12 protein-coding genes are annotated in these 13,783 nt (G+C 33.3%); 7 read left to right on the top strand and 5 right to left on the bottom strand.

Annotation, left to right across the window (positions count from 1 at the left end):
- From ffh to rplS, 7 genes are all read left to right on the top strand, one after another.
- Positions 1–1,356: a signal recognition particle protein gene (gene ffh / locus BFS35_RS03885; protein WP_099577669.1), complete on the top strand. Its 1,356-nt coding sequence runs from the start codon at positions 1–3 to the stop codon at positions 1,354–1,356.
- A gap of 155 nt (positions 1,357–1,511) precedes the next feature.
- Entirely contained in the window at positions 1,512–2,561 is a 1,050-nt protein-coding gene (locus tag BFS35_RS03880; protein WP_099577670.1) for an LLM class flavin-dependent oxidoreductase, read from the top strand.
- Between the two features lie 90 nt (positions 2,562–2,651).
- On the top strand, positions 2,652–2,927 hold the full coding sequence (rpsP, locus tag BFS35_RS03875) for a 30S ribosomal protein S16 (protein ID WP_099577672.1): 276 nt from the start codon (positions 2,652–2,654) through the stop codon (positions 2,925–2,927).
- Between the two features lie 5 nt (positions 2,928–2,932).
- Positions 2,933–3,160, top strand: coding sequence for a KH domain-containing protein (locus BFS35_RS03870; protein ID WP_096076735.1), 228 nt, complete (start codon positions 2,933–2,935; stop codon positions 3,158–3,160).
- Positions 3,161–3,212: 52 nt separating this feature from the next.
- Complete coding sequence (gene rimM / locus BFS35_RS03865; RefSeq protein ID WP_099577674.1) at positions 3,213–3,713, top strand: ribosome maturation factor RimM; 501 nt, start codon at positions 3,213–3,215, stop codon at positions 3,711–3,713.
- Entirely contained in the window at positions 3,710–4,435 is a 726-nt protein-coding gene (gene trmD, locus BFS35_RS03860) for a tRNA (guanosine(37)-N1)-methyltransferase TrmD (protein WP_099577676.1), read from the top strand. Before rimM ends, trmD begins: the two co-directional genes overlap by 4 nt.
- A gap of 128 nt (positions 4,436–4,563) precedes the next feature.
- Positions 4,564–4,914, top strand: a complete 351-nt coding sequence (gene rplS / locus BFS35_RS03855; RefSeq protein WP_096076732.1) for a 50S ribosomal protein L19 — start codon at positions 4,564–4,566, stop codon at positions 4,912–4,914.
- 119 nt (positions 4,915–5,033) lie between these two features.
- On the opposite strand, the gene BFS35_RS03850 is transcribed toward rplS, so the two are convergent.
- The 5 genes from BFS35_RS03850 to BFS35_RS03830 are packed head-to-tail and all read right to left on the bottom strand — an operon-like array spanning position 5,034 to position 13,717.
- Positions 5,034–7,112 carry a DUF2079 domain-containing protein gene (locus BFS35_RS03850; RefSeq protein ID WP_099577678.1) on the bottom strand — a complete coding sequence of 693 codons (2,079 nt, stop codon included), beginning with the start codon at positions 7,110–7,112 and terminating at the stop codon, positions 5,034–5,036.
- A 13-nt stretch (positions 7,113–7,125) separates the two neighbouring features.
- A complete protein-coding gene (locus tag BFS35_RS03845) occupies positions 7,126–9,798 on the bottom strand; it encodes a YfhO family protein (protein WP_099577680.1) in 2,673 nt (890 codons plus the stop codon).
- Positions 9,761–12,394: a YfhO family protein gene (locus tag BFS35_RS03840; RefSeq protein WP_099577682.1), complete on the bottom strand. Its 2,634-nt coding sequence runs from the start codon at positions 12,392–12,394 to the stop codon at positions 9,761–9,763. The genes BFS35_RS03845 and BFS35_RS03840 overlap by 38 nt, the downstream gene beginning before the upstream one ends.
- On the bottom strand, positions 12,391–12,780 hold the full coding sequence (locus BFS35_RS03835; protein WP_099577684.1) for a GtrA family protein: 390 nt from the start codon (positions 12,778–12,780) through the stop codon (positions 12,391–12,393). The genes BFS35_RS03840 and BFS35_RS03835 overlap by 4 nt, the downstream gene beginning before the upstream one ends.
- Positions 12,770–13,717: a glycosyltransferase family 2 protein gene (locus BFS35_RS03830; RefSeq protein ID WP_099577686.1), complete on the bottom strand. Its 948-nt coding sequence runs from the start codon at positions 13,715–13,717 to the stop codon at positions 12,770–12,772. The genes BFS35_RS03835 and BFS35_RS03830 overlap by 11 nt, the downstream gene beginning before the upstream one ends.
- Between the last annotated feature and the right edge of the window lie 66 nt (positions 13,718–13,783).

The raw sequence follows: 13,783 nt of genomic DNA, 5'->3' as shown, positions 1-13,783 counted from the left end.
ATGGCTTTTGAAGGATTATCAGATCGACTCCAGGCTACAATGCAGAAAATTAAAGGAAAAGGTAAAGTTACTGAAGCGGATATAAAAGTAATGATGCGTGAAGTACGTTTAGCATTGCTTGAGGCAGACGTTAACTTTAAAGTTGTAAAGCAGTTCGTTGCAACTGTTTCTGAACGCGCGCTGGGTTCAGATGTTATGAGTTCTTTAACACCTGGACAACAAGTCATTAAGATTGTACAAGATGAGTTAACAACGCTGATGGGCGGAGAAAACACTCAAATTAATATGAGTAAAAAACCACCGACAGTAGTTATGATGGTCGGTTTGCAAGGGGCAGGTAAAACAACAACTGCAGGGAAACTTGCACTATTAATGAGAAAGAAATATAATAAAAAACCTTTACTTGTTGCCTGTGATATTTATAGACCAGCAGCAATCCAGCAATTACAAACAGTTGGTAAACAAATCGATATACCAGTATTTACTTTAGGAGATCAAGTATCACCTGCTGAAATTACAGAACGCGCATTGCAACATGCAAAAGAGGAACATCTTGATTTTGTGATTATTGATACTGCAGGTCGACTGCATATTGATGAAAAGTTGATGCAGGAACTTGTAGATGTCAAAGAAGTAGCGAAACCTGATGAAATAATGCTCGTTGTTGATTCAATGACCGGTCAGGATGCAGTAAACGTTGCTGAAAGCTTTGATGGACAGTTAGATGTTACGGGTGTTACTTTAACTAAACTTGATGGAGATACACGTGGGGGTGCGGCGCTATCTATTCGTAGCGTAACGCAAAAACCTATTAAGTTTGTTGGTATGAGTGAGAAGATGGACGGCTTAGAACCTTTCCATCCTGAACGTATGGCATCACGTATTTTAGGTATGGGTGATGTATTAAGCTTAATCGAAAAGGCTCAATCTCAGGTTGATGAATCGAAAGCAAAAGAATTAGAACAAAAGATGCGTACGTCATCATTTACTTTTGATGATTTTCTCGATCAGCTGGAGCAAGTGAAAGCACTTGGACCTTTAGATGATTTGCTTAAAATGATACCTGGTGCAAACAAGATGAAACAGGTTAATCAACTGAATATGAATCCAAAACAAATTGATCATATACAGGCGATTATTCGAAGTATGACAAAAGAAGAACGTGAAAATCCGGCAATTATCAATGTGAGCCGTAAAAAACGTATCGCTAAAGGCTCAGGACGTAGTTTATCGGAAGTTAACAAACTGATTAAACAGTTTGATGAGATGAAGAAAATGATGAAGCAGTTTAGCGGAATGAAAAAAGGTAAAAAAGGCAAAAATCCATTTGCAGGTATGAATTTACCATTTTCATAAAAATTATTATATTTCATAGTTTATCACTGTAGGCAACCACTTCAAATAGAAGTTGATGTCTACAGTTTTTTTAGTGAAATACACGATGATTGACATATGAGCATATAAATATTATACTTAGTATATTAATTATATCTTGAGAGAGAAGGTTTGAGATGAAAGTTGAATTAGGTTTAACATCATTTGGAGATAATAGTGATATTCATACGCCGGACGGCATTTTACCGAAAATACCTGCCGATGAAAGAATAAGAAATATTGTAGAAGAAATTAAACTCGCTGAAGAAGTAGGTTTAGATATTTATGGTTTAGGTGAACACCATCGTAAAGATTTCGCAGTATCGGATCCTGTTACGGTTCTTGCTGCAGCAGCAACACAGACTAAGCATATTAAACTTTCATCAGCGGTTACAGTCCTTTCTTCTGATGATCCCGTCAGAGTATATCAGAGATTTGCAACATTAGATGCATTATCTCATGGCCGTGCAGAAATAATGGCAGGTCGTGGTTCATTTATTGAATCATTCCCATTATTCGGTTACGATTTAGATGATTATGATTCATTATATGAAGAGAAATTGGATCTACTGATGAATATTAACAAAAATGAAATCGTGAACTGGTCAGGTCAGACAAGAGCTCCTATAAATAATTTAGGTGTATATCCACGAGCGGTTCAAAAAGAGATACCGATTCATTTAGCCACTGGTGGTACACCTGAATCATCGGCTAGAGCTGGTATTTTAGGGTTGCCAATTACATATGCAATTATTGGTGGTAATCCAGCGAGATTTCGTTATAATGTTGAAATATATAAAGCTGCGGCAAGAGAACATGGCCATGATTTATCTAAGTTGGTGATTGCCAACCATTCATGGGGATACATTGCAGATACGGATGAACAAGCCTTTAAAGCATATTATCCTTCAATGGCCGCGAGTCATGCAGTTATTGCAAAAGAACGTGGCTGGGGTGCGTATACAATGGAAAATTATATGACTGAAATTGAACACGGATCGTTGTATGTAGGTGGCCCAGAGCGCGTTGCACAAAAGATTATTAATACGATGGAAACGCTCGGTTTAACAAGGTTTATGATTCATCTCCCCATGGGTTCAATGCCTCATGAGCAGGTGATGCATGCGATAAAACTTTATGGAGAGAAGGTTAAGCCGATTGTTGATGGGCATTTTGAAAATAAATAATTAATCTGTAAAGAAAAAATACTTTACAGGATGAAGAGAGTCTGTTATTATTAATTCTTGTAGAAAGTTATGAAATGGAGAGATTTAATTATGGCAGTAAAAATTCGTTTAACTCGTATGGGATCAAAAAGAAACCCATTCTATCGTATCGTAGTAGCAGACGCTCGTGCACCTCGTGACGGACGTATCATCGAAGCAATCGGAACTTATAATCCAGTTGCTAAACCAGAAGCTGAAATTAAAGTTAATGAAGAGTTAGCTTTAAAATGGTTAGCTGAAGGTGCTAAACCTACTGATACAGTACGTAATATCTTGTCTGGACAAGGTATCATGGAAAAATTCCATAACCAAAAAATCGCGAAGTAATTCCGATGGAAAAATTATTACAAACGATTATTGAACCACTCGTCGATCATCCGCAAGATATTAAGATTGAAAAAGAAGAACATGCAACGAGTATTACCTATCATTTAATACTACATTCAGATGATGTTGGAAAAGTAATAGGTAAACATGGACGTATTGCGAAAGCGATTCGAACGGTCGTTTCAGGGTCTAATAACGAGTCAAGTAAGAAAGTGTTTGTAGAAATTGATTAAGAGTGCCATTTTTGGTACTCTTTTTTTATGAGGATGAGTGGAGGTAATCATAATGAATGTAAATGTTGGAAAGATTGTAAATATGCATGGTGTTAAAGGTGAGGTTAAAATATTATCAGCATCTGATTTTGCTGAAGAACGTTTTCAGCCCGGTAAAGTATTATTGATTCCTTTTAAAGATGAAACAGTGGAACTTACAATTAAGTCATATCGTGTGCATAAGAACTTTCATATGGTCTCATTCGTTGGCATTAATAATATTAATGACGTTGAACAATATAAAGGTCTTGATGTTTATCAGGATGTAGATACTGCATCACTACCTTTAGAAGAAAATGAATATTATTATAGCGACATCATTGGATGTGAAGTTTTTAATGATGGTGTATCAATCGGTAAAGTGACAGATATTTTTGAAACAGGGGCAAATGATGTTTGGGTAATTCGTGGAGAAAAAGAACATCTTATTCCATATATTGAAGATGTCGTAAAAGAAATTGATATTGAAAATAAACGTATTACAATAGAAGCGATGGAAGGTCTTTTATCGTGAGGATTGATTATTTAACACTTTTTCCGGAAATGTTTGATATATTAAATCATTCCATTATGAAACGTTCACAAGATAAGGGCATCGTTCAATTCAATACTGTTAACTTTAGAGATTATTCAAACAATAAACATCATCAAGTTGACGATTATCCATATGGTGGTGGTCAGGGAATGGTGTTAAAACCAGAACCAATCTTTAATGCGATGAATCATCTTAACAAAACTGATAAGACGCGTGTCATATTAATGTGTCCACAAGGAAAACGATTTGATCAGGCTAAAGCCGAGGAATTAGCACATGCAGAGCATCTCGTATTTATTTGTGGTCATTATGAAGGATATGATGAGCGTATTCGTACAGAACTTGTTACGGATGAAATTTCTTTAGGAGATTTTGTATTAACGGGTGGAGAATATGCGGCGATTACGATGACAGATGCCATTGTACGACTCATACCGGAAGTATTAGGTAATGAAGTTTCCCATGAAGATGACTCATTTTCAAGCGGTTTACTTGAGCACCCTCAATATACGAGACCAGCAGAATTTCAAGGCTTAAAGGTGCCAAACGTACTCATGAGCGGCGATCATAAACGCATTGCAGAATGGAGACATATAGAATCTCTAAAGAGAACGTTAGAGCGTCGACCTGATTTGTTAGAAACTTATCCTTTAACCGAACAAGATTTAAAGATATTAAAGCAATTGAAAGATAATAAGTAGTATAATATAAATAATATATTGACTTGTATTATGTAACCTAGTATAATTATAAAAGTGTGAAAAGCACATAAATCACTATGATCCGCTGAGCAAAGCCTTAAGAACATAGGTAGAAGGAGAAGAATAATATGTCAAATAATGTATTAATCGATGCAATTACAAAAGACCAATTGCGTACAGACTTACCATCATTCCGTCCTGGTGATACTTTAAAAGTACACGTACGTATCGTTGAGGGATCTCGCGAACGTATCCAGGTTTTCGAAGGTGTTGTCATTAAACGTCGCGGTGGCGGAATTTCTGAAACTTTCACGGTTCGTAAGATTTCTTACGGTGTTGGTGTTGAGCGTACATTCCCTGTACACACACCTAAAATCGAGAAAATTGAAGTATTACGTCGTGGTAAAGTACGTCGTGCGAAACTTTATTACTTACGTAGCCTTCGTGGTAAAGCTGCTCGTATTAAAGAAATTCGTTAATAGAAGCAACAATTGGAGTCACTTCAGAAATGAAGTGACTCTTTTTTTAACTTAAATAAACACCCCTAATGATTTAAGGTTCAACTTTAGGGGTGTATTTCATATTTGACCATTTTTTGTTATCTTTTTAATATTAATATCTCTAATGTTGATAAATGGTATTCTTTATAGCCAAGTTTCATATATTGTGCGATTAACTGAGACTGTTCAGAGCCATCAGTCGATAATGCTCTAGGTACAACGACATATTCAATATTTGTATCTATTTTCTTATCATTATGATAATCAAGATCATATAAATATTTGTTTTGAGCAAGCTGCGTCGTATAAAAGCCATAGGCCAATATTTTTTTATTTCGAGGCAGTGATTGTAACGTTTGCTTTTTATCTTTATAGTAAGCACTTTGTTCTACATATGCTTTAATACCGTATGTTGATGGATGCATCAATGTAAAGAATATCGACGCTGACATAATGCATGCACATGTTAATAATAATATGATTTTGCGATGACCTTTTGTCATTAATGTTAGTTGTTGTTTTTGATTCTGTTCGTTGATTGAATCTCTATTTTTGTCTAATGTATTAACTGCAAGTATTGTCATAAACAATAACAATGCTGTACTTCCGTAATGATACTGAAAGCCGAAGTCAGCCTGATACGGGAAATCACTTAATAGATTGATGACAAGCATTGGAAGCAGTAGTATATAGCTGATCCAATGTTTCTGTATTAGTGGTAAAAATATATACATTGAAAGCAAAGTAACGATGTATTTGATCTTATTAAACGTAAACAGCGCACTAAAGAAATAGGTTGGATTCGTGAATATGTTGATAATTACATCCTTTAGACCCGTTTGTCCTGGTAACATAAAGTTTGTGAAACGCGTTGTCATTGAACCATCACCAAATGTATTTAAATAGTACATACATATAGCAAAGTATACTATTGGCACTATGATTTGAGTTAACACTGTAAATAATGTACGTTTTGACGACATATCAAATTGTTTTTGAAAAGTAAAATACAATCCAATCGCAATAATATAGATCATAATATCTTCTTTAATCAGTAATGTGAATCCTAAAATAATTATCAGACGATACGTCCAGCCTTTTAAATTTGCAAGTATAAGCCATAACAAGAGTGGTGTAAGAAAACAGTTCTCATGTAAACCGTATAAATGAGAACTTGAAAGTGTTGGTGTGACAATAAATAGTAATAAAAATAATGATTGTATCAATTTGTTGAACTGGAAATGTTTCAGTATTAAGTAAAACGGAATAATGCCGCTCATTGTAACAAGCACCTGTAACAATTCCAGCGTTTCAGGTTTCGGCCATAGCATATAGAAAGGGAGCATTAAATAAAATATTGGTGAGACATGCACATGGAAATGTGACATCCACTGATCTCTTTCAAGTGAGGTCATTGGACCTAGACCTTGACGCATACTTTCAAACATTTGTGTGAATAATCCTTTGTCATAAGTTGCAAAACCCATGACGAGCTCTTTACCGATCATAATTATAGATGTGTAACTTGTAATGAGTATAAGCATAACGATGACAAATATTTTTAAAGCAGGTTCTATTTTTATTTTATTATTTAGTTTATTTAAAAATTGAGTGCGTTGCAAAATTAAAAGTATACCAGCCGTAAAAATTGACAGATACAGTCCGATTAACAGACCTTTTTTTAAAGCAAGTTCTTTTTCTGTGATAACATAGTTGAACTTTTGTAAAGCTTCACCATTTACATCATGTAAAAATATGCCTTTAATCATGATAACAATAAATGAAATGCCGATAAATATAACAACCATGCTTTTCTCAAATAATAGTTTCGTCAGTATCATGATATTGATCGCTAGAAATCCAATAATAATTAAAGGGCTTGGTGCTTTTAGACAAACACTTATCATATAAACGCTTAAACATATACTTGCTAATTCAAATGGAGAAATAGGTACGAAACGATTCATAAAATAACATCCTATAGCCACAGCTACAACAGCAAGACAAACCACAGGGAAATCATATGGTCGTGACAATTGGAAATATAAATTATTGGAATCGGTAGTGAAAAGACTGAAAAGTGCATACATAGTATATGCACTTAAAAAGTAGTAGAACCAATTTGAAATAATGCGCTTTGAAAAATTGAGTGAGTGTTGATTTGCTTCGTTATTCACTTATATCTTCTCCTTACATCTCAGTTGTTAAATGATGATTAAACTGATTATCTTCTTCCTTATAAGTTATGTTGTTTCTTTTCTGATGTAAGAATTTACGTTGATAGACTGCTTTAGCAAACAGAATAGCTAAAATAATAGATATTATTGAGATAAATTGCATCAAGTGAAAATAAGGTGGTGTATAGCGAATAATGATTTGTTGTGCTCCTTTTTCAATTGGGACAGCTGTCATTAAATAGTTACCTTCCTGTACCTCACTTTTTTTACCATCTACTTCAGCTTTCATTCCTTTTAAATAGGGTACCGGTATAACCGCGTAACCTCCCTTATGCTCACCGAGTTTAATTATCATCTTATCTTTATCTTGTGTGAATTGATGATTATTTTTTTGTTTTGCTGCTTGTTTTAATGTTTTATAATTCTCACCATAGATGCCATTTAGTTTGTAACGATATTCACCAGGTTTAAGTTTTAGTTCTAATAAAGCACTTGCTTTCACTTTCAATGTTATCGTTGGATTAAATCGACGATAGTCATCATCAAGAGGTTTACGAGACTGATAAATCTCATTAATCCAGACATAGTGAAAGTCTTTAAATGTTTTTGATTCAATGCTCAAAGTGACATACAGATCTTTATATTGATCGACGATATTTTGAGGTAATTGTATTCTCGGACCACCATTTTCCTGAGTGACGATTAATTTATTACCATCAAATGTTGCATCTTTATAAGTCACTTGAGCTTGGTCTAATAAGTTTTTGGCAGATGGTATAGATGTTTTGCCTTTTCTATCAAGCACTACACCATTTAACATCGCATGTTCACGGTCGATAGGTGTGTTTAGTGTCTGTGCATTATACACATTGTTTGTAACGCGGACAAATGGTAGTTGATTTTCATTGTTATAGACAATGTATTGTTTTGTGCCATTTGGTTCAGCATACGTTTTACCCTTTGAGAAACCATAGGGTATCGTACTACTTTCTGCGTTTCTGATGGTAGTATCGACATTAAATAAACTATAAAGATTTGCACGTTCTCCAAGTCCATAATAAATAGAGTTACTATCTGTTGGCATCGTGATATTGAGTTCTTTATCATAAAACTTTAAGATGTCCTGATCAAAGATTGATGAATATAATTTAATACCATTGAATTTTTGATACATCGGTGTATTATGCGTACTTGATGTTTGCCATTCAATGCGTTCGCCAGGTAATTGATCTTTCTTAATACCATTGATCATTTGTTGTTGTGTCTTAGAATTAAAGTTTTCAGAGTTTAAGAAATCAATATTATGTTCTTTTGCTGGATGTAATGTATCCATCTGCTGCGTCACATAATCATAGACAAAGACTAAATTCATAATAATGATGGTTGCATGTAATAATTGATATGTAGTTCTATTTTTACTGTATAAATAGAAACCTATCATGATACAGATAATTGGAATAAATAATAACCACATCAATACTTTTTCATGACCATACATTGATACCGGATAGATGATACACACCGGGATAAGTGAAATTAGAAAAGTCTTTAAATCAATGTGTTTTAAATGATTTAAATAATGCGCAATTAATACAGCTGACGTAAATGCGAGTAGATAGATCCAGCGACGTTGATCGATTGAAAAGCCATTAAAAAAGCTGTCGAATAATGGACTTAATGAACAAACCATAAAGATTAACGTAATCGTCGCAAACAGACGATACATATAATGTTGATACATTTTAAATGACATTAATGCAAGAACAGTGATAAAGCAAATAATAACGTAATAGCCATCATAGAATAGGTTATAGAAACCTACCATATCAATAAATGGCTTAACCTGAATTGATGGCAATGTTCTATCATTCATTAAATAACTTGATATTCCTGTAAATATACCTACAGCTGCTATACCAAGACCAAGTAATGAGGCTATAGCTAATAATAATAGTTTTTGTATACGATCAACGACGTCAGTCTCTTTTGGATAAATAATGCGATACAGAAAATAAAATAATACAAAAATAAATTCATAATAGCTAAAGTAAAAATTCGAATGTAATGTGAGTGCAATCGCTACAATAAATAATCCGATTTTTCTTTCATGAAAGAAACGTTCCATGCCTAGGATGGTTAAAGGTAACCAAAGCATCACATCACTAAAAAAGCTCCACGTAAATGTAAAGAAGAAATAAGCTGTAGACCAGCCATATATAAATGCACCTGTCCAGCTTGAAAGTTGATTTAGATTGATATAACGTAAAAGTTTATACGTCGTAAAGATAATAAACGTAAGTTTTATGATAGAAATGACAAATTGATTCTTTGCCCAGAAAACAGGGTCAGTCGTATCTATTGGCAAGATGATATTGCTAAGCCACACGATTGCGAAATTTAAATATGAAAGTGGGGCAGTTGAATAGTAATAAGCAAGACTTCTAAAAAAGTCTCCGCCAATACCAAAATCAATATCATAAAAGAAATGTAAATGTGTAAATTTGTCATACAAATACATTTGAAATGGAATCATTTGCGCGATTCCATCACCTTTACCCGTAAACAAGGTACCATCCTTAAATAAACGAAAAAGGACGAAACTATGAGCAAGGAGTGACAATATACTTGCCACTCCTAAGATTTTTATGTTAGACCAGTTCCTGTTTTTTATTTTTTGAGAAAACATATTTTATCTTCTTCCTTTCACCACTCGAATTTCTCGTGTACAACACAGAAAGAATAATACCTATAAGTGATATTGCGACCATCAAATAAAAATATGGTGGCGTATAACGAAATTCTACTGTTTTTGTATTTTCATCGACTTTCACAGCGCTCATAATATAATTTGCTCTTTCGACATTAACTTTTTTACCATCAACATATGCGCGCATCCCATCACGATATGTGATAGGTACTGTTAAGTAGCCATCTTTTGATGATTTAAGCTGAACAGTCATTTTATTACCTTTATCAGTAAACGTATAATTGTTTGTCTGATTCACTTTAGATAAAGTTTTATAGTCTTCTCCGTAAATACCATTAATTGTTAATTGATATGTCCCGCCAGTTAGACCGATCAATATCTTTCCATTTTTCGGTGACTTTACTCTATACATTAGATCGTCATAATGTGTACGATATTTACTCGTTTGAAAAAGTCGATTATTCGCGTATCCATTGATATTAATCTGATGATTTGTAACAGGTGATTGTAACTGTACATGCATATCAACATAAAAATCTTTATATTGTTTTAATAAAGTTTTTGGGATGTCGATTACTAATCCACCGCTCGGCGGATTCACTTTTAATGTCTTATTATCAGCAATCCATTCAGCACCAGAAGGTGTCACTTTCATTTCAGATAATAAATTTTGAGCTGGATTAATCTTATAATTCGTTGCTAAACGATCAGATACGATACCATCTATCATTGCATGTTCTCTGTCTATCGGCGTTGTTAAATCTTTGCTGTTTACTACGTTTGATGTAATTCGAGCGAATGGAATCATTTTAGTATTTTCATATATTTTATATTTTCCATTATCAGCAATTAACTTAAAGTTTTCAGGGATATCTGTCTGATATGATTTTCTTACTAAATATCGAATATTCATAAGAGATTCTAAGTTACTTCTTGAATTAAATGTAGAGTATCGAGATAATGACTCTTCTTTAATGTTGATTTTTAATTGTTTGTAGTAAAAATCGATTAGTGAGCCATCAAAGATACTTGAATATAATGAAACCCCGTTAAAGTTTTGATACATCGGTGTATTATCTTGTTCTAATACACGCCAGTCGATACGTTCTCCGGGCTTTAATTTTTTCTTTAGTTCATCTACAATTTGCCTTTGCAGTGGAGAATCATAAACACTAGACTCGATATAACTCATCTTTGCACGCTCATCAATACCTGGATTATAGTTATCGAGTTTATTATGTACGCGAACGATATCCCAGTTCAGTATAATCATCATTGCAATCAGTAAATAGTAAAAAGTCTGTTTGATAGCATCGTCTTTTACGATCAAAACAATTAATCCAATAATTGCGATAACTGGTAAGAGCCATACCCAGGTTACGGCTTTATCTATATAATGATGACTCATAAATACAATGACGAATCCCGGAATTAAAGAATATAAGTAATTCTGGATTGAAATCTCTTTAAATTTCATAATATAGAAACCGATTAAGCCACTCGTAAAGAATGTAATTAAATAGTGCCAGCGTTTTTGAGGTGCACTAAAACCATTAAATACCGAGTCGATAAAAGGCGTGAAGCTAAGTAACATCAAAGCAATAGACATAATTGCAAAAAAGCGATAGAAATAATTTTTATAGAATTTAAACGTAAGCAATGCCTGTAAAGTAATAAATAGGACAATGACAAGATAGTTATCATAAAATATATTCGCATTTTGATCGAAAGGATCGAATAATGGAATTTTTACGTTATATGGCGCACGTTCATTCTGCAGAAAACTCTTTGCCCCGTAAAAGAATGCAAAAGCGCTGACCATTAATCCAAGCACAGCCATGATCACAAAATTAATCCACTGTTTGCCGCGTTTAACTGTATCATACTCACTTCTGAAAATATTTCTTAATACAAAATAGATTAATCCGAATAATACCTGATAATATGCAAAATAGAAGTTGTTGATAAAAATACATGCGGTAGCTATGATAAAAATACCTTTTTTCTCATCTTGTATGTAACGTTCAATACCAAGTAATAACAATGGTAAGAAAATAAAAACATCACTAAAGAATGACCAGTATAATGTAAACCTAAAGTATATTGCTGATGTTAAGAATAGAAAACCGGACAATAAAGCAGGCAGTGGTGTCATCTTTATCTTTCTAAAATAATAGTAACTTGCTAAGATGCCAGCTGTTGATTTAGCTATCGAAATAAAGAATGCATTTTTAGCCCAGAAAGTAACAGTGTCTACTTGAAAATTAAAAAATAAATCAAAAAAACGTACAGCGAGCATATTAATAAAGAAAATAATCGATGTAGAATAGTAATAAGCTAAATCTGTATAATAATCTCCGCCAAGCCCAAAGTCTAAATTATAAAAGAATTCCCTGGATGTGAATTTGTCATAAAGATATAGCTGCATCGGTAACATTTGTTCCAGTCCATCATTTGGTCCTGTAAAGATAGTCCCGTCTTTAAAGAATCGATAGATGTAAAAACTATGACCGAATATAGCCAATAATAAAGCGATTACAGTTAACAATAGTGGTGAATATTTTTTGTTATTCATTTTTGCTCCTTCGTTAATATATAAGTTGTTATGATATAAGTTATTGGAATTGTAAAAATTAATGCAGGAAAAGGTGCCCAGACTTTATTGATTGAAAGAATATCAACAAATACATACAGTAATGCTGTCTGAATCCCCATATTGACAACCTGTGTTAATGGAAATGCTATAAATTTTTGCCATGTAGGTTTAACTTTATAGACAAAGTAGCAGTTAAGGAAAAACGAAATAATAAACGAACAGATAAATCCTGTTAAGTGACTAAATAAATAGTTGGCATGCACTATTTTTAAAAAGAAAAGATATATCACATAATAGTTTAAAGTATTGATAATACCTACAATAATAAACTTGATAAATCGTTGATATGATTGATTAATTTTCATCTGATTCACCAGCGCTGCGTTCAATATTCGTATCCTTAATGATATAATGTGGTCGTTTCTTCGTTTCAAAATATATTCTGCCGATATATTCTCCAATGATACCTAAACTAAAAAGCTGCAAAGCACCTAAAAACAACACAGATGAAATAATCGTGAAATAGCCTGGTTCATCAATGCCGTGTGTCATTATCTGGATCAAAGTCATTAAAATATATAATAAACATAGCACCATCGTGATGCTTCCTAAATAAAAACAGATTCTAAGTGGCTTATTGTTATAACTGATAATGCCATCAATTGCATAATCGATAAGTTTAAGACTGGAAAATGATGATTGGCCTGACTCACGCTGAATATTCTTAAATGGTATCGTTTTTTTGCTATAACCAACCCATTCAAAAATACCTTTAGAAAATCGATTATATTCTTCTAAAGAAACGATACTGTCAATCACATCACGGGATATTAATCGAAAATCTCCTTCGCCATCTGTTAATTTAACGTCAACTGCACTGTTGATTAATTTATAAAAAATTTGAGTCGGAATTTTTCTTAAAAAATGCTCTCCGGATCTGTCTCTACGCATAACGACCTGATCATATCCTTCTTGATATGCCGCAATCATTTCGGGAATAAATTCTGGAGGATGCTGAAGATCGGCATCTAAAATGATTGCACAGTCACCTGAACAATTTTTAAGACCCGCAAACATTGCTGCTTCCTTACCGAAATTTCTTGAAAAAGAGATATATTTAAAATTGTGATGCTGTGATGCAATTTCTTTTAATAACTGTAAAGAACGGTCTTTTGAACCGTCATTAACAAGCATTACTTCATAGTGATAATGATGTTTATCCATTGTTTGCTGAATCGTTTCAGCAAGCTTATAAATATTTTTTTCTTCATTGTAGATAGGAATAATCAAAGATATTAACATATGTACGCCTCTTTTTTAAAATATATCTTCATAATAGTATATAATATTATAATGACATTATAATAA

This window comes from Macrococcoides goetzii, assembly GCF_002742385.2.
Classification (GTDB): Bacteria; Bacillota; Bacilli; order Staphylococcales; family Staphylococcaceae; genus Macrococcoides; species Macrococcoides goetzii.
The sequence above is the reverse complement of the archived record's forward strand: the minus strand, read 5'-3'. Positions and strand labels throughout refer to the sequence as shown.